Origin of the sequence: Methylocapsa sp. D3K7, from assembly GCF_029855125.1 — a bacterium.
Classification (GTDB): Bacteria; Pseudomonadota; Alphaproteobacteria; order Rhizobiales; family Beijerinckiaceae; genus Methylocapsa.
The window spans coordinates 662894-680301 of the sequence record NZ_CP123229.1; the positions used below are offsets into that span (position 1 = coordinate 662894).

Sequence of the window (17408 nt, forward strand, 5' to 3'; positions counted from 1 at the left end):
CACTGTTGGCATTAAGCCGCGTTGGGCGAAAATGTGGAAAATCGCCAATTGAATTCACTGAGCTTTTCCGTCACGTTTTGGCCGATTTTTCGCGAATGCAACAGTGCCAAATAAAAAGGTAAATGAAAGACAGTGGAAAGAGAGCCGTTATCGGGTTGCTTCCACTAAAAGAAAAATAAAGACAGCGCCGATTCTGAAGCCGGAGTGATTAACGCATGGGGGTTCTTGAGTTTTGCACAAACAGAAAAGAATCGCCGTCCTGAAGAGGACGGCGAAAAGGCTCGTTGAGTTCTAGGCCGACAATTCGTCACGAAGCTTGCGGATTCGATCATGGTTTTCTTTGAGACCCGCGAATTGCTGCGTGACCAACGATTTGATAGCCGGAGGAAGATCAAGAGCAATTGCTTTCTCGTAAATTTTCTTGGCTTCGTCCTCAGCTCGTTCACATTGCTCAAGCACCGCTTTTTCGCTATGACCTGACAGAGTGGATACGAGATCGGTCCACACTCGATAAAGCGCACCCGAAACTGAACCGCCGGAAGCGGGCTCGCCGCCGAGCTTTCGGATTTCAGCCGCCAACTCCGTGGCACCCCCTTCGCAACGCCGCGCACCAGCTTCAAAGACGGGGACAAGCTTCGTGCTCTTCACGTCCTTTGCACAAGCACGAAAACCCTTTGTGCCATCGTGACACGTTTGAAGGAGTTCGTTCAGCGTTGTTATGACTTTTTGTGTTTCCATTTCCAGCTCCTTTGATAGGCGTGGCCACAGTTATTCCCAATAATTACCATCCCTGATAAAGACCTTCATGTGCGTTGTTTTCGCCTGTCCAACTTTATGAAACGCAACGAAGGCGTCGCGGACCTGACTGAACAAACGGGGCGGGAGGTAGCCGAATTCATAGTTGTCGGTTCTCGGCACTTTTCTCAGATCACGGCCCGTCCTTTCAGCCCTCTTCGAGTCTGGCCCGATGTTCGTCATGCCAGAGGCATGCGTAGGAGGCGGTGCATTGTTATTGACCTAGACTCAACAGTCGTGTCCGCAACATCTTTGTCACAGCAATGTATCGTTTATTTTCCCGAGGGGGCAGCTGCTCCGCCTTGGGTCCCGGGCATCGCCTCAACACCGGCTCCGCCGCCGACTGCGCCGCCCTCGCGGCGCTGTTGGTCGCTTTCATACCTTTTTTCAGTAGAGGTGCTCGGTTCGACGTTTTTTCCCGCCGCAGGACCGGTTGTAGTGCCAGTCTCCTGCGCAAAGGCAACGCCGCTCACGAAGAGCGACGCGACCGTGCAAAGCGTCAGCCTCAGAGAAGCACGAATGGCCATGAAGTTTTCCTTGCCTTTCTATGCGCCATTTACCAACGTCGAGGCGGGACATTGGTTGCGTCTGGACCCCGACAACCCCCTTTCATGGAGAACTTCAAGATCGGTCTTTAGGGGCACAAATCGTCAATATAAGCTTGTAAAACAAGTGCTTACCGCGCGTCCCATATATCTTGATTTTCGCACGGCTCGCTAAGTAAGGATTCATAAGGTTTATCGAAACAGCATAAGCTTAGTAGTCTCGATAAACCTTCCTGAAGCCATGTCGCGATGGAGGCTTCAAGGAAATGCCCGGCTCAGCATTGCTCCATCTCCGTTCTGTTTAAACGCACATTCGATTTAGAGTTGATGTCACTTGTCTTTGACGATCCAAACGCCTTTGACTTTATCGAACGAAACGCCTGGCGCGGACTTGAGTGCGTCCTTTGTCGCATCGATCGTCAGCCAAATTTTACTTTCTTTTTCAGTTGCTTTGATAGCTTCAAAAGGTACAGCGACTTCCTTGTCGCCTATGCCAAGAAATCCTCCAACCGAGATAATTACAGCTTCGACGTTACCGCTTCTATCGAGGAGAAGATCTTCAACTTTGCCGACTTTCTTCTCGTTAGGATCATAGATGGCCTGTGTGTGAAGATTAGAAACGAGCAGTGCATCCTTTGGGAGCGATTTCAAGAAATCGCCGGTGACTGCAGCGTCATGCTCGGCAGTCGCGATTTGCGACGAAACCGCTACTACAAGGAAAGTCAGAACGCCTACGAAGAGAGTTTTTTTCACTTCCATTCTCCATTGTTGAGGAGTGACTTAACCTCTGGCTCGGGAAAATGTTCCACATGATCAAGGCGTTTAAACAACGTCTTTCGGGCGTGTCGGGCTGGCGCCCGCCGGGCCATATTCGGCTCGCGCCTCACCGAGACTGAAGTCTCGGCCATAAGGCCTGTCCGCCGAAGCCTCGGCGCGGGTAAGTAGGCGTCGTCAGCCTCCGGCTGGCTTTGTCCCGTTTTCAAGGCGGTGCTGCGCCCTTTTTCAAGTCGGGGCTGCGCCCCAGGCCGTCAAGGCCACGCCCTTGCGGTCGGTTCTGCCGATGTCCCCATCTTTCACTTCGCTGCAAGACGGCTGCGCCGCCGACAATGGCTCCAGCTACATCTCGGCGGATCTCGCCGAATGGCTCGACGGTCAAGACATGGAGCATGTCCGCGGCGCGCCTTATCACCCCATGACGCAAGGCAAGATCGAGCGCTGGCATCAGACGTTGAAAAACCGCATCCTGCTCGAGAACTATTACCTGCCGGGCGATCTCGAAGCTCAGATCGAGGCTTTCGTCGCTGGCTACAATCATCTGCGATATCATGAGAGCATCGGCAATCTGACGCCCGCCGACGTCTACTTCGGGCGAGGCCAGACCACTCTGATCGAAAGAGAAAGGATCAAACGACAGACAATTGCAAACCGCCGCTTGCTGCACCGTCGGAAAGCCGCATAACATCACAAACCAGACGAGCCAGAGACTCTCTTATTTTAAGCCGCCGAATGTCTCAAAAACTCTGACGACGGACATCGGTAATATACATTACCGACAGCACCCCCTCCAAGGTGCTAACAATCAAGACAAGCAGGAGGCTGAAATAAGCTTTCTATCAAGGTTGTATTGGCTTGACGACGAGTCCGCGCTATCGACAAGTAAAACTGAATGTGACAACGCTTCGACCGTCATTTGATCCGAAATCTTTTCTCGCCAAGGTTGGCGAGGGCCGAAGCATTGGTGAATACCGCAAGGATCAAATCGTCTTTTCCCAAGGAGACCCTGCGGGTGCGGTCTTCTACATCCAGAAGGGCAAGGTGAAAATTACCGTCGTTTCAGAGCAAGGCAAGGAAGCAGTCGTCGCAATTCTTGAAACGAACGAATTCTTCGGTGAAGGATGTCTTGCTGGGCAAGCTAAGCGCATAGCGACGGTCGCGACGATGACTGAATCCGTTATTGTCCGACTGGACAAAGCCGCCATCATCCGCGTGATCCATCAGGAACCAGCGTTCTCAGAGATGTTTATTGCCTATCTTCTGGGCCGAACCATCCGCGTCGAAGCAGACCTCGTGGATCAGCTGTTCAATTCGAGTGAGAAACGTCTTGCCCGTATGCTCCTGCTGCTGGCGAACTTTGGCAAGGAAAGCAAACCGGAGCCACTGATCGCGAAAATCAGCCAGGAAACACTTGCGGAGATGATCGGAACGACCCGGTCCCGCGTGAGTTTTTTCATGAACAAATTTCGAAAACTGGGCTTTATTGACTACAACGGCCACATCGAAGTTCACAGTTCATTGTTGAATGTCGTTCTGCACGATGAGCCGCACATCGAAACTTAAATGTGCGCATTTTGTGGACGCGTGGTCACGTCCACTTGATGTGAGAAATTCTGAGCAGTTTTCATTTTGGCATGGGGGTAGCGCCATTGGCGAAGTAGGGTCATCCCCCTCCTCCGTGACAGGCGAATTTTCACATACGGCCAAGCTATCTTGAATGTGACTTGCATTGAGCCTGGCGGAGATTCGTCCAGCTATCTAATGAATTCCTAAGTGTCTGTCCGGGAAGTAGTTGAATCGGATGAATCATTTGTGATTCATTGGCGGCTGCCTGATTCGATGAGAGGCCGCCAATGTGGACGTCCGAAAACCGCCCGAAATACAATCGTGACAAACTGCGCTATCCGAGCGATCTGACGGACGATGAGTGGTCGCACATCGAGCCGATTATTCCACCGGCCAAACGTGGCGGACGCAAGCGCTCTGTTGAGCCGCGGGAAATCGTGAACGGTCTCATGTATGTGCTGAGCACGGGATGCCAGTGGCGTTACGTTCCCAAAGATCTGCCGCCCAAGAGCACGCTGTTTGGTTATTTCGACCTTTGGAACTGGGACGGCACGCTGGATCGCATTCATCACGCGCTCTACGTGAAGTGTCGCGAAGCCATGGATCGTGAAGCGAGCCCGACGGCCTGCGTCATCGACAGCCAGAGCGTAAAGAGCGCGAAAAAAGGGGGCGCCGCATCGATCCGAGCGGCTATGATGTTGGCAAGAAGATCAAAGGCAAGAAGCGCCATATCCTCGTCGATAGGTTAGGCCTGCTGCTGGATGCTGTTGTGCATCCAGCCGATATTCAAGATCGTGACGGTGGCGTACTTGTCCTCTCCACCTTGTTCGGCTTGTGTCCGTTTTTGCAAAAGCTCTTTGCTGATGGGGGATATCAGGGCCCAGTCTTTCAAAAGGCTTCAGCCAAAATCCTGCCGCATATACAAATCGAAATCGTCAAACGCTCCGATCGGGCTAAAGGGTTTGAGCTTTTGCCGCGACGTTGGGTTGTCGAACGCACCTTCGCTTGGCTCAATCGCTGCCGTCGCCTGACCAAGGATTTCGAAAACCTCCCCCGAAACGCGCTCGCTTTTCTCCGCCTCGCCTCGATTCGTCTCATGCTCAGAAAGCTTTGTCTGAGTTAATGAACTTTTCGGACTGACTCTAAGGATACGAAGATGTACAGGTCGGGCGAAAGTCTCCTGATCATATTGGTGGGCGGCGTCATCGCCGGATGGTTGTGCGGTCAAATCGTGCAAGGCACTGGGTTTGGGATCGTCGGCGATCTCCTGATCGGAATCGTAGGCACCTTCATCGGTAGTTGTGCCACCTTCGGTGCGCTGGTACTGTTGCTGATAATCCGGCTCGTTCGTGGCGGAGGCGGATGGCGAGCGAGTTGGGAGAAACGCTGGTAGCCGACCGCTTGGTGCGCCGCAAGCGTGTAGGCGCCTTTTGGATGGCCAGGTGACAGAGCCTCAGATCCCATGCGAGCGGCACTTTGGATGTCCAGTTGGCATTGTCGCATTGGCCAAGAATAGGCGATATTCGCGCAGTTTTAGCTCAGCGACGAGCGTCCTACGGCATTGAAGTTTAGACATCTGGACTTTGAGCACCGGGCTATTGACAGGTAGAACGGATTACCGTGACAGTGCCCCTATGAGTGCTCGATCAAATTGGCCCCGCAATCGGCTTTTACTCGCCCTGCCATCGTCCAATCTCAAGCAGCTTATGCCGGAGCTTGAGCGCATTCGCTGCCAACGCGAGCAGGTCCTAATGGACGCTGATAGTTCGCTCGACCATGTATTCTTCCCCGATAGCGGTGTCGTCTCGGTGGTGGCGGTTTATGCGGACGGCAGTATCATTGAGATGGCAACGATTGGTAGGGAGGGTTGCACGGCTACTCAAGCCGTCTTCGGTGCCAAGACTTCCTCCGTCCGGCTTCTCGTCCAGATCCCGGGGGACGCAGCAAAGATGTCGCGCGTGGCGTTCACACGGGCCATGGGGTCGATGCCGTCCTTCCGAAATCTCATGTACGCTTACGTCCAAGCCTTTCTCGAACAGGTCCTGGTGTCAGTAGCGTGCAACGGTGCGCACAGCCTCAAGCAGCGGCTAGCGCGTTGGCTGCTCATGATGCGTGACCGCGGTGACGATGACGCACTGCAGATCACTCAGAACCTGCTCGCCGAAATGCTGGGTGTCCAGAGGCCAACCATCACGAATGCTGCCCGGGAGTTGGAACGTGCCGGTTTGATTGCGCGCGGCCGACGGCAAGTCACGATACTTGATCGGCAGGGCCTTGTGAAGGCATCTTGTGAATGTTATCAGTTGGTTCGGGCGCGCGTCGCTTTTCACCTTCCCAAAACCTACGCGTAAAAAGTGTGCCCCGCCTAATCGGTAATGTACATTACCGACAAACCCCTCTCAACGAGCTAACAATTAAGAGTGGTGGAGGCTGACGTAAGCCCTCGAGCAAGATCGTGTTCTTGCTTTTGAGGATCAGTCTCGTCATCGGAAGTGCAGGAGCCGCATGCACGACGTCAACCCTCTGGATATCGTGGAGACAATCCGCGAAGGTGTCCTCGTGCTCGATGCCGATCTGACGGTCCGCTTTGCGAACCGTTCCTTCTGCGACACATTCGCAGTCGCGCCAGAGCATACAGTCGGGCGGAAGCTCTATGAGATCGGCAAGGGACAGTGGGACATTCCCAAGCTCCGCACCTCGCTCGAGACCATCATTTCTGGCCGAAAAACCATCGAGGCCTTTGAAGTCGAAAATTTCTTCCCGTCAATCGGCCGGCGCATAATGGCGTTCAACGCGCGCAAGCTTTACCAGCCTGACAACAAGATACAACAGATCCTCCTGGCGATCGAAGACGTCACCGAGCGCGTGAGGCTCGAGCGCGAGCACGCTGCTGCACACGAGCGGATCGGTATGCTGCTGCAAGAGCTGACGCACCGGGTCAAGAACAGCCTGCAGTTTATTGCTTCAATGGTCAGGCTTGAAGCGCGGAGCAACAACAGCGTCGAGGCCAAAGCGGCGCTTGAGAGGGTTTCGCATCGCATCACCGCCCTCGGACAGCTCTATTCAAAGCTAAGCAAAGCCGACAGCGTTGAGGCTGTCGATGCGGCGACCTATCTGGATGAGTTATGTGGCGACCTTATCGCGTCAGTACATAAGGAAGGCTCCACGTCCATCGTGCTCAAGAAGGACATCGAGAGCGTGCTCCTGCCGACTGATCGAGCAATTCCGATCGGGCTCATTGTGAACGAGCTCGTCACGAATGCCGTCAAATATGGTTTTCCGGGCGAAGCTAAGGGCACGGTCATGGTAACGCTAAAGCGGGTGCTCGGGGGCCTTCGCTTGACGGTCGCCGACGACGGCCAAGGGCTCGATCCTCGACGAGCCGATTCCGGTCTAGGCCGCCGGCTGGTCGACGGCTTCGCCCTACAGCTCGGCGGCCAGGTCGAGCGGAAGAGCGACAGTCGGGGTACCACTGTGCACCTAATCTTACCTTCACATGAAGGCTCGTAGGGATCACATACCCGGGAGCGCTATTGCCCTATCGCGCGGGAGACTTAGCGGAGCCCGCCCATGCTACACAAGCGGGAGTCACACGGTTTTTCACCATCGTTATCACATCGTCTGGATCACGAAGTATCGCGATGGCGCGTTGCGGGAGCGGATACGAACGATTTTCCGGCACGTGTACAAAGAAAATTGGGCGTCCAGATCGTATCCGGCGTTTTGTCGCGAGAACATGTCCAAATGTTCGTGGAAATCCCGCCGCATATTGCCGTCAGCGACTTTGTGCGGCGCGTCAGCCGCACAGCTTTCTTTTTGAACTCATCCATGAAACGCCTTTGTTTGTTGCCGCTCATAGCCACCTCCTCAATCTTTCATAAGGGATGGCTCTGCATTTTTGCGTGGCAAGTCCACAGGGTCGGTTCCGCGTTTTCACATCGCATTGGCGCGCCTTGTCCGCGGCGGCGGTGCATCGCGTTCAGCGTCCAGCGTCAGTCAGGGCGGCGGGGGGGACGTTGAAATCATATGCCAACGCGCAGCCAAATAGCGAGCGTCTTCTTAGGCACGGTGCATCGCAGGCCGCTTCCCCTATGGGGCGAGAGTGGTCAATTTTGCTCAGACGTTCCGCGCGACCGTGTCTAATCTGCGCAATCGTGGGCGGCTGCAATATTCCCACGTCGGTCCAAGGCATCGGCAAATCACTGGCTGGGTCAACTAAATTCCGGCTAACAATGGCTCAAGCAACGGAGAAAAAAAGATGGCTGTTCGTACCTTGACACTCTGCACAATCATATCGCTGCTCATGGGGGGGATAGCCGTCGCCGGCCAGCCAGGAGATACATCCGGTCCTGCGGCGGGAAAAAACGTCGAACCGAGCACAGCAGTTCAGAAGGATGAAGGTCGCTCGACCACCGGCGGACAAGACCTGCGAGGCTCTCCGAATGCGGCCGGCGCACCCGGCGTGGAGGGTAAGCCTGGATCAGAAAGTGGCGCGGTCCCACAGAATCGAATGGCGCCCACCTCGGGCAAATAATGCATGTGGCAACATAACCGATAAAATCAGCTAGGCTGAACATCCGCGCTATTTGCTTGGATCGCTTTAGTTGGGGGTTCGCAAGGATCGACGCCGAGCCGATAACGAAGCCGCTTTTCGGATATGTCTCGGACGCGAACTGCAGCGGCCCCATGGCGCCTCGGCGACATTGCGGTTCTGTCCCCAGTGCTCTCCACCTGTAAGGGAGTGCTCTCCACCGGTAAGGGTAGGATAATGATCCAAAAGCCAGCCGAGGCCCAACTTATCTGCTTCCCAAACCTTGGCAGGCTCAAGGTGATACCTGATCTAGAGGGCAAGATGGACGATAGTACCAAAGCAAATTGGAAACAAATGATCGCCAGTGAATTCGAACCCCTGGATCAAACTCCATCGCCGGGTGGCTTTACCCAGGCGCAAAACATTGCAGACCGGCGCACGGCGCGAGCATCCGAGTATGCAGCGGCGCAACTGGGCGAACTCAATCGAAAAATGGATAGGCTTATAGAAGCCTTCGAGAAGCTCGCCGCAAAACTTTGAGAAGTCCCACCGATAGTACGTTCTATCTCAACGCCTCGAATAAATGCGCAGCTCATTGGACGGGCTTTTTCGTTTTCGATTTCTTTGGTTCAGGCGGCGAGCCCGGGGTGACGCAACGACAAGGTTCGCGAGAGCTTGATATCGAAGCAATTCGTTTGAGTCAGATTCTTAACTCTGCTGGTATATTGCTTCGCTGCTTGTGGCACATTTTGTCTCCGCCGTTGGCCCCAGCTTCAAGGCGCCAACCGGGCGGCTTTAGCCATCGCATGGCACAACGGCTTTTTTGCTGTCGGGAATCACTTCGCACGAGATCTCGCGGACTCTTGTCCGAAGAAGACTTCGATGTGTGAGTTGGCCGCGCAACGGTCGACGGCAAATAGCTCTAGCGGCCCGAGTCATTTGTGCCGGTGACAGTCTGCGCGATGGTGGAGAGGCTTGCGCAGGTCGTTTCGCACCAGAGAAATATCCGGGAAGAAGATGCTTTTTGGTTTTAGAGATTCAGCACGGCGGTATAAATTTCGTTCGGCTAGATGCAAAAAAAAGCCCCTGTCTGGACAAGAGCCAAATCAGGGGCGACGCTTCGGATAGCCAGGTGCGGGGAGAAAGCTCACGGCCACCGCTGGTTCCATATCGCTTTTGGGGTCGAATGGTTCCATCTGGGCCGCCAAATAATGCGCAGAAGAGTGCTAATCCCGGCCACACCTTTCACGATACCTTTCGCAATTACCTTGGCCTTGTTCGCCCAACTCGTTTTTATTGAGGCAGGCTTTACGCAATTCGTCACAATTCACCGGCCCGACAACAGACCGACCAGGGCGCAAGCCCTCAACTTCGACGCCTCTTGGACCAATCTCGACAGCCTGTGCGAATACTGACGCGGGAAAAGCAAAAGTAGCTGCTGCAGCTACGACGAGTGCATACGTGCGCATTAAAAATCCCTTCAGGTTTACTGCGAGAGGCCAACTGGGTGGGACCTGAATGGTTCCGGCTGATAGTTGCGGAATAAAAACAGGACTTTCGCCCGTGGAGGAACAATGGTGCGAACCATAGGCGCTACTCATGCAACCATCGACGTTTGAATCGGTTTGCTTCCGTCAACCTCACCGTGCGAAACGTTGAGGCTGTCAAGAAGCAATAAAACAACCGGAGGATTCGCCCATTTTATGGAGATCAATCATGGACAATAGAACAGACAAGATTTCCGGTATGGCTACTCCGGCCGCGGTGGTTGAGAGAGGCAGGCACGACCACAATCAGCATGTCGCCGCCATTCTGATTTTGACCGTGCTTATCCAAGTCATTCTGGTGAAAAGCTGGACTCGAGGGCTGCCGCGACCGCTTCTAGGAAGGCGCATGAACCTTTCGTGTAGGCGAGAGCACCGCAATTGTGATTTCGTAGTCGTAGGATAACTAGTCCATGCTCCGCTTTTGGTTAATCACCCCGCGCCTGTTCAACAGACTCATCAGACCGAATATCGGCTTTTCCGGGCGGGAGTTATCCTCGTGGGGGAAGTCCTCGCAACAGGGTATCCCGGAGCCCACTCTAGGGTTGTTTAGCCGCAGTGATGGCGCGATCCTGCTGGCGATTCCCGGTCATAATGGCAGTGCAGAGGAAACGCCGGGTGCCGCGCCCGTGGCGGTATTCGCGTTCGAGGAAGTGGATGAGGCGATCGAGGTCCGCTTAGGCGCCCTGCTACGGCTTGGGGGGCGGTCTGGCGAACCGTGTTGGATTAGCGACAGATCGATCTGTCAAATCATCGCTGCTGTTCGCGCAGAGGCACATGAGCTAGGACTGGAGCCGCAGTTTGCGCGGGTGACTACGGGCAATATTCCGGGTTCAGCATAATTTGATGGTTCGGCGCCTTGGGGGATTTATTTGCCAATGGCGTAGCCGGCAAAAAAAGTGTCGGTACCAAATAGATGGGTACCAAATAGAATGGTGGAATTCATGCCGTAAACCAAACCAATTCCGGCACCGTCCTGTAATGGAGCGCTTCTGGGGTAGAGATGATGCGCACACCTGAGACGAGCGGCAGCACCAGCATGGCTCCAGGCGCTCTAGCGAGAACCTGGTGATCGGAAGTTCTGTCAGCGAAGATGGCCAACGCCGCAAACGCGGAAGCCACCTCTCCGAGGCCGCAGAAAAAGCCGCGGGCAATCTTCTCACGCCCGCAATCGCCAACATCGCGCGGTGCGAGAGTGCCTATCTGGAGATCGACGCGATGACCGCGGCACTATCGGCGGATCAAGCCAACCGCGATTATCGGATGTCCACATATGACAACGCCCTTGACGACCAGGCAGGCTCACCAGCCGTAGCCCGGATAGCCCGTAGCCGTAGACTGCAGCACCTGCGATTCCCGCGCCCAGAAGGCCAGGAAACGCTGGACCTGCCCATGCAAGCCTCGGGGCTCGATCAGGTTCACGTTGTTCATCGCCTCAGATTACTCTCAGATAATGGCCCTTCCTACGTGCAGACGGCCTACCGTCGCAACGTCGCGACTTCCATCGCCAGAACAAGAATCGTGGTGTGGTAGCCTTTTTTGTACGGCACTTGTCGCCGAGCCAGATCGGCTCGGAAATCGTCTATTCTAAATGCCCCCCCCCTTCATTCCTCATAGAATTTAGAGAACCTTAATGTTGACGGCAGAGGTCTTTCCCTTCTTTGGGTCGCGCTCTTCGTCAAACGACACCTTTTGTCCTTCATTCAAGCTGCTCAGACCAGCACGCTCGACGGCACTGATGTGAACAAAAATATCGGTGCCACCGCTGTCCGGCTGAATAAACCCGAAACCCTTGGCAGGGTTAAACCACTTCACGGTGCCGTTCGACATCTGTCTCTCCAATTGTGAGGGTAGCGCTGTGTGCGCGTCAAGCGCCGGACCACCGACTTGTTTGTCCAGCCAAAACGACCGCTGATTTAGGCTGCGTTAGGGCTGGATATCAAGCTTGAATTCTTCCTGGGAGAGAACGATGGCTTTGTCACATCTGGACGCACGGCTGGAGAGCCAAGTCAGCAGCGGCCGCTCTTTTCGCCTTCGGCCGAACAATCACTGTCGCGACCAAAGGCGCCCTTCGCGTTTTTCCGCACTCAATACACGAGCTGAGCACGACCACTTCGTTTCTACGCAGAGGTGTCGCATCGGATGACGAATTGCTTGAACTTAACAAAGTAGATACTGAGTAATTTTAGTGTAATGCCGAGGATGTGATCATGGATCTGAATACGGTCCTTGCGCAACGATTGTTCTCAGACCATACCGCCGACAATGATGTTCGGCGCTATCACCGTCCAGCACCGGAGAAAGGCAATATCGACGGGTAAGTAAACAAATATAGGAAGAGGTAAGTGACATGAGCTTAGTAACTGAAACTGCGCGGACCGGCGAGGCCGCGGCCGTCGCCGAGGCGCCGCTTCTCGACGGGAGACCTGTCATTCTTGGCACGCTGGCGATCTGCACCTTCTATGTCGGCGTGCGCATCTATGAACAAGTTTTTGGCTGGTACGCCGGGCTCGATTCCTTCGCGCCCGAATTCACCACCTACTGGATGACCATCCTCTACATCGAGGAACCGGTCGAATTGATCTCCTTCCTCGCCCTCGTGGGCTGGATGTGGAAGACCCGCGACAGGGACATCGCAAGTGTCCAGCCGCGTGAAGAAATGCGCCGTATCTTTAATCTACTGTGCTGGATTCTTGTGTATGGCGTGGCGATTTACTGGGGCGCCAGCTACTTCACCGAGCAGGATGGCACCTGGCACATGACCGTCATCCGTGACACCGACTTCACCCCGAGCCATATCATCGAGTTCTATATGAGCTACCCGATGTATATCGTCGTCGGCGTGGGCGGCTTCATGTATGCCCGCACGCGTCTTCCGACCTTCGCGCTCAAGGGCTGGTCGGTTGCTTACGTTCTGCTGTTCGTCGGCCCGTTCATGATCTTCCCGAACGTCGGGCTCAATGAATGGGGCCACACCTTCTGGTTCATGGAGGAACTGTTCGTTGCTCCGCTGCACTGGATGTTCGTGTTCTTTGGCTGGTTCTCGCTCGCGGTGTTCGGCGTTGCCCTGCAGATCCTTGGCCGTGTTGGCGAGCTCTGCAAAGGCTACGAAGACCTGCTCGGTGTCGAACCGGCGGAATAAACTAAGCGCTCGCGGGACCGGATCTGCCGGCCCCGCCCATGCTTATAAGGCCTTGGAACCGTTCTTAAGTTGCTAGGGTACTTTGCTGTTGGAGAAAGCCCAACTGAAATCCGCTCCGTTAATCCGGCGCCCTTATTTGGGAACCATGTCCGGGGAGCATGAACGGGAATGCCTCGTTCAACGTATGAGTGATTTCCCCTACGGGATTAATCCGGTGGGGGAATGATTAGCACCGGAAACTGCTTCTTCGCATTGTGGGCGCCAGTGTTTTCGCAATGGCTGCTGAACGAGATCACACAGACTCAAGGCCCCTGGCAGCCACAACTTTGCGATGGATTTAGATTGCAGCTCTGACTTGTGTATCGAAATCAGAATGCCGTGCAGCCATTAAAGGGCGCGCAGCCACTAAAGGGAACGAAGATGAACCCGAATTTCCGGAATTTTGCGCTTTGGGTAATCATTATCCTGCTTGTTGTCGCGCTCGTAATGCTGTTCCAAAATCCTGGACAGCGGGTTCCGTCGCAGGACATTGCCTTCAGCCAGCTTCTGAACGAAGTTGACCAGGGTCACGTCCGCGAGGTGACGATCGCCGGCAATGAGATTACCGGGCATTTCACCGACAATCGGGCCTTCGCCACTTATTCGCCAAATGACCCGTCGCTGGTCCAAAGTCTCTATAAAAAGAATGTTTCGATCACCGCCAAGCCGCCGACGGAAAACACCAATTGGCTCATGACGCTGCTCGTCAACGGGCTGCCCCTGATCGCAATCATCGGCGTCTGGATCTTTTTGTCCCGGCGAATGCAGGGCGGCGCTGGTACGGCCATGGGGTTGGGCAAGTCCAAGGCGAAACTCCTAACGGAGGCGCATGGGCGGGCCACTTTCGAAGATGTCGCGGGCGTCGATGAGGCCAAGGAAGATCTCCAGGAGATTGTCGAGTTCTTGCGTGATCCCCAGCGCTTCCAAAAGCTTGGCGGGCGGATTCCGCGTGGCGTCTTGCTCGTTGGCCCCCCCGGTACCGGCAAGACCTTGCTTGCGCGGGCCATCGCCGGCGAAGCCAACGTGCCTTTCTTCACGATTTCCGGCTCGGATTTCGTCGAAATGTTTGTTGGCGTCGGCGCCAGCCGTGTCCGCGACATGTTCGAGCAAGCCAAGAAGAATTCGCCTTGCATCATCTTCATCGATGAAATCGATGCCGTCGGCAGGCGCCGTGGCGCCGGACTTGGCGGCGGCAATGACGAGCGCGAGCAGACCTTGAATCAACTTCTCGTCGAGATGGACGGCTTCGAAGCCAATGTGAGCATCATCCTGATCGCGGCGACCAACCGCCCCGATGTGCTCGACCCCGCGCTTATGCGCCCGGGCCGCTTCGACCGGCAGATTGTCGTGTCGAACCCCGACATCGTCGGCCGTGAGCGTATTCTCAAGGTGCATGTCCGCAAGGTTCCACTCGCCCCGGACGTCGAGTTGAAGACGGTGGCGCGCGGCACTCCCGGTTTTTCCGGCGCCGACCTGATGAATCTCGTCAACGAGGCAGCGTTGCTTGCGGCAAGGCGTGGCAAGCGCGTTGTCACCATGTCCGAGTTCGAGGATTCGAAAGACAAGATCATGATGGGCGCCGAACGCCGCACCATGGTCATGACCGAGCAGGAGAAAATGCTGACCGCTTATCATGAGGGCGGCCATGCGATTGTCGCTCTCAATGTCGTCGCCACCGATCCGGTGCATAAGGCGACGATCATCCCTCGCGGCCGGGCGCTGGGCATGGTCATGCAGCTTCCTGAACGCGACAAGCTTTCGATGAGCTACGAGCAGATGACCTCGCGGCTTGCCATCTGCATGGGCGGCCGGGTTTCGGAAGAGATCGTCTTCGGCAAGGAGAAGATCACCTCCGGTGCCCAATCCGACATCGAGCAAGCGACAAATCTCGCCCGCGCGATGGTGACGCGCTGGGGTTTCTCCGAGGAACTTGGCACTGTGATGTATGGCGACAATAATCAGGACGAGGTTTTCCTTGGCTATTCGATGGGGCGCCAGCAAACCATCTCCGAGGCGACCGCTCAGAAGATCGACGCGGGAGTGCGCCGCTTGGTGGAGGCAGGTCTCGCCGAAGCAACGAAGATCATCACCGAGAAGCGCCAGGATCTCGAAACGCTCGCCAAGGGCCTCCTCGAATATGAAACGCTGACCGGCGAAGAGATTGTGGGGCTTTTAAAGGGGCATCTCCCAGTACGCGATACAGATAACGATTATCAGCCACCGATGCATGGTTCTCCCGTCCCCTCCACCGGCGTCCTTCGTCCCAAATCAGGCCCTGAGCTTGGCGGATTGGAGCCGCAACCGCAGGGCTGAGTGTGGCCGCAAGTCTTTCTCATATGTGGACATCCGATAATCGCGGTTGGCGCCTATCCGCCGATAGTCTTGCGATCCGGGTAGTGTCAGCCGGTGATTCACACCGTCGTAGACCCTTGATGACCCGAATTGAACGTTTCACAGAAGATAATATCCGGGCCGAGGCTAAGGCGTTTGGGCTTGGTCCTGGGACATAACGGATTTGATGGGCCCCGCGAAACGGAGCTACTTCTATCTCTATGTCATCATCGATATTTTCAGCCGCAGGATCGTCGGCATCGCCGACGCTGAAAGCGCCACGCTGTTCAAACTCTTGTTCGACGATGCCATCATCAAGCATAATGTCGCCCCCGGCCAACTCACCCTACATACCGACCGCGGCGCCCCGGTGAAGGCCAAAGGCACTGCCTTGTTGCTCGCCGATCTCGAGCGGATCGTGCAGCTGGCCCTGGACGAGCCCGCCTTGTCGCCGCGCGAGTTGGCCGTGCGCTTTACCGATACAGAAAAGTATTTCGTGTCAGAGGCTTCGGTCTATCGCCTGCTGAAGGCGCACGACCTGATTGCCAGCCCGGCTTTCATCGTCATGAAGGCGGCCGATGAGTTCAAGGACAAGACCACGGCGCCCAATCAGCTCTGGCAGACTGACTTCACATATCTGAAGGTGATTGGTTGGGGCTGGTTTTACCTGTCGACGATCCTCGACGACTTTTCGCGCTTCATCGTCGCCTGGAAGCTCTGCACGACCATGAAGGCCGAGGACGTCACCGATACGCTGGACCTGGCCTTGAAGGCCTCAGGCCTGAGCCAGGCAAAGCTCGTTCACCGGCCAAGGCTTCTTTCCGACAATGGCTCCAGCTACATCTCGGCGGATCTCGCCAAATGGCTCGACGGCCAAGACATGGAGCATGTCCGCGGCGCGCCTTATCACCCCATGACGCAAGGCAAGATCGAGCGCTGGCATCAGACGTTGAAGAACCGCATCCTGCTCGAGAACTATTACCTGCCGGGCGATCTCGAAGCTCAGATCGAGGCCTTCGTTGCTGGCTACAATCATCTGCGATATCATGAGAGCATCGGCAATCTGACGCCCGCCGACGTCTACTTCGGGCGAGGCCAGACCATTCTGATCGAAAGGGAAAGGATCAAACGCCAGACAATCGCAAACCGCCGCTTGCTGCACCGTTGGCAAGCCGCATAACATCACAAACCGACGAGCCAGAGACTCTCTTATTTTAAGCCGCCCAATGTCTCAAAAACTCTGACGACGGACATGCTGAATATCATCGATGAGTTCTCCCGGGAATGCTTGGCGATCCGGATCGATCGGAAGCTCAAGTCCGCAGACGTGATCGACGTCCTGGCAGACCTGTTCATGCTACGCGGCGTTCCGGGTTATGTCCGTTCCGATAATGGAGCCGAATTTATAGCGACCGCCGTGCAAGATTGGATCGCCGCGGTGGGAGCGAAGACCGCTTACATCGAGCCAGGAAGCCCCTGGGAGAATGGCTATTGCGAAAGCTTCAACTCGAAGCTTCGCGATGAACTGCTCAACGGCGAAATTTTCTACACGTTGGCGGAATCGAGGATCATCATCGAAAGCTGGAGACAACATTATAACGAGGTCCGGCCTCATTCATCGCTAGGCTACAAGCCGCCGGCACCAGAAGTTCTCACCTCACCGCGCCCGGCTGCGCACATTCAATCAGCTCCGCCGGGCGCTCTATCGCTGGCATGGCCACCAATTTTAAACTAACATCCTGCTCGGATCACCCGATAGGGGCAGACCAGTATCGCTGAGAAAATTCTCATTGAAATCAATCATCGATTCCGCGAATTTTCGCTAAGAATCAGCGATGCAACAGTGCCCTCATTAGCTCGTGTTTAGCAAGATTTACTTGAGTGGGGGCTATACGCCAGTGGCTCGAATTGCGGCGGGGCGTTGGCCTGTTTGGGGGATGCCGGGTGAAATGACCCGTGTCATTTATTGTCACCTTCGGATTCTTTTAAAATTGCCATAGCACCTGGTTCTACGCGCATAGAGCTTCGCGGCAGGTAAGCACCAATAATTGCTTTGATGGAATCGGGAAACAAATGGGGGCATTGTCACGTTGGCCACGAATAGACGATTTTTGAGCTGGTTGACTCGGCGATGAGTGACC

Annotated in this window: 13 protein-coding genes and 4 pseudogenes; 14 read left to right on the top strand and 3 right to left on the bottom strand. The window is 55.2% G+C overall.

Annotation, left to right across the window (positions count from 1 at the left end):
* Positions 1 to 291: 291 nt before the first annotated feature.
* Both QEV83_RS03030 and QEV83_RS03035 read right to left on the bottom strand, forming a co-directional pair.
* Positions 292 to 738 carry a PA2169 family four-helix-bundle protein gene (locus QEV83_RS03030; RefSeq protein ID WP_280129805.1) on the bottom strand — a complete coding sequence of 149 codons (447 nt, stop codon included), beginning with the start codon at positions 736 to 738 and terminating at the stop codon, positions 292 to 294.
* 932 nt (positions 739 to 1670) lie between these two features.
* Complete coding sequence (locus tag QEV83_RS03035) at positions 1671 to 2093, bottom strand: PRC-barrel domain-containing protein (protein ID WP_280129806.1); 423 nt, start codon at positions 2091 to 2093, stop codon at positions 1671 to 1673.
* A 349-nt stretch (positions 2094 to 2442) separates the two neighbouring features.
* Between QEV83_RS03035 and QEV83_RS03040 the strand changes: the two are divergent.
* The 9 genes and pseudogenes from QEV83_RS03040 to QEV83_RS03080 form a co-directional block, all read left to right on the top strand.
* Positions 2443 to 2799, top strand: a pseudogene (locus QEV83_RS03040) (integrase core domain-containing protein); the annotation flags it as partial.
* A 170-nt stretch (positions 2800 to 2969) separates the two neighbouring features.
* The gene (locus QEV83_RS03045; RefSeq protein ID WP_280129807.1) at positions 2970 to 3677 is read left to right on the top strand and encodes a Crp/Fnr family transcriptional regulator; all 708 of its coding nucleotides are present in this window, start codon (positions 2970 to 2972) and stop codon (positions 3675 to 3677) included.
* A gap of 290 nt (positions 3678 to 3967) precedes the next feature.
* Positions 3968 to 4803 (top strand): IS5 family transposase gene (locus QEV83_RS03050; RefSeq protein WP_280129808.1). Its coding sequence is split into 2 segments (ribosomal slippage): positions 3968 to 4337 and positions 4337 to 4803, totalling 837 coding nucleotides; the frame shifts between segments, so codons are not numbered across the junction.
* A gap of 33 nt (positions 4804 to 4836) precedes the next feature.
* Positions 4837 to 5073, top strand: a complete 237-nt coding sequence (locus QEV83_RS03055; RefSeq protein WP_280129809.1) for a GlsB/YeaQ/YmgE family stress response membrane protein — start codon at positions 4837 to 4839, stop codon at positions 5071 to 5073.
* Positions 5074 to 5431: 358 nt separating this feature from the next.
* Positions 5432 to 6031 (top strand): Crp/Fnr family transcriptional regulator, encoded by a 600-nt coding sequence (locus QEV83_RS03060; RefSeq protein ID WP_280129810.1) that lies wholly within the window; start codon positions 5432 to 5434, stop codon positions 6029 to 6031.
* 154 nt (positions 6032 to 6185) lie between these two features.
* Positions 6186 to 7190: a histidine kinase dimerization/phosphoacceptor domain -containing protein gene (locus tag QEV83_RS03065; protein WP_280129811.1), complete on the top strand. Its 1005-nt coding sequence runs from the start codon at positions 6186 to 6188 to the stop codon at positions 7188 to 7190.
* A gap of 1258 nt (positions 7191 to 8448) precedes the next feature.
* Positions 8449 to 8751 (top strand): hypothetical protein, encoded by a 303-nt coding sequence (locus tag QEV83_RS03070; RefSeq protein ID WP_280129812.1) that lies wholly within the window; start codon positions 8449 to 8451, stop codon positions 8749 to 8751.
* Between the two features lie 1549 nt (positions 8752 to 10300).
* Positions 10301 to 10597, top strand: a complete 297-nt coding sequence (locus tag QEV83_RS03075) for a hypothetical protein (protein WP_280129813.1) — start codon at positions 10301 to 10303, stop codon at positions 10595 to 10597.
* A gap of 226 nt (positions 10598 to 10823) precedes the next feature.
* The gene (locus QEV83_RS03080) at positions 10824 to 11288 is read left to right on the top strand and encodes a hypothetical protein (protein ID WP_280129814.1); all 465 of its coding nucleotides are present in this window, start codon (positions 10824 to 10826) and stop codon (positions 11286 to 11288) included.
* A gap of 87 nt (positions 11289 to 11375) precedes the next feature.
* Here QEV83_RS03080 and QEV83_RS03085 read toward each other — a convergent pair whose 3' ends face one another.
* Positions 11376 to 11585: a cold-shock protein gene (locus QEV83_RS03085; RefSeq protein WP_280129815.1), complete on the bottom strand. Its 210-nt coding sequence runs from the start codon at positions 11583 to 11585 to the stop codon at positions 11376 to 11378.
* A gap of 520 nt (positions 11586 to 12105) precedes the next feature.
* Here QEV83_RS03085 and amoC point away from each other — a divergent pair.
* The 5 genes and pseudogenes from amoC to QEV83_RS03110 form a co-directional block, all read left to right on the top strand.
* The gene (amoC, locus tag QEV83_RS03090; protein ID WP_280129816.1) at positions 12106 to 12897 is read left to right on the top strand and encodes a bacterial ammonia monooxygenase, subunit AmoC; all 792 of its coding nucleotides are present in this window, start codon (positions 12106 to 12108) and stop codon (positions 12895 to 12897) included.
* Between the two features lie 420 nt (positions 12898 to 13317).
* Positions 13318 to 15249, top strand: coding sequence for an ATP-dependent zinc metalloprotease FtsH (gene ftsH / locus QEV83_RS03095; protein ID WP_280129817.1), 1932 nt, complete (start codon positions 13318 to 13320; stop codon positions 15247 to 15249).
* Between the two features lie 181 nt (positions 15250 to 15430).
* Positions 15431 to 15676 (top strand): annotated as a pseudogene (locus tag QEV83_RS03100) (DDE-type integrase/transposase/recombinase); the annotation flags it as partial.
* Positions 15677 to 16447: pseudogene (locus QEV83_RS03105) on the top strand (IS3 family transposase); the annotation flags it as partial.
* Between the two features lie 72 nt (positions 16448 to 16519).
* Positions 16520 to 17002 (top strand): annotated as a pseudogene (locus QEV83_RS03110) (integrase core domain-containing protein); the annotation flags it as partial.
* Positions 17003 to 17408 lie beyond the last annotated feature (406 nt).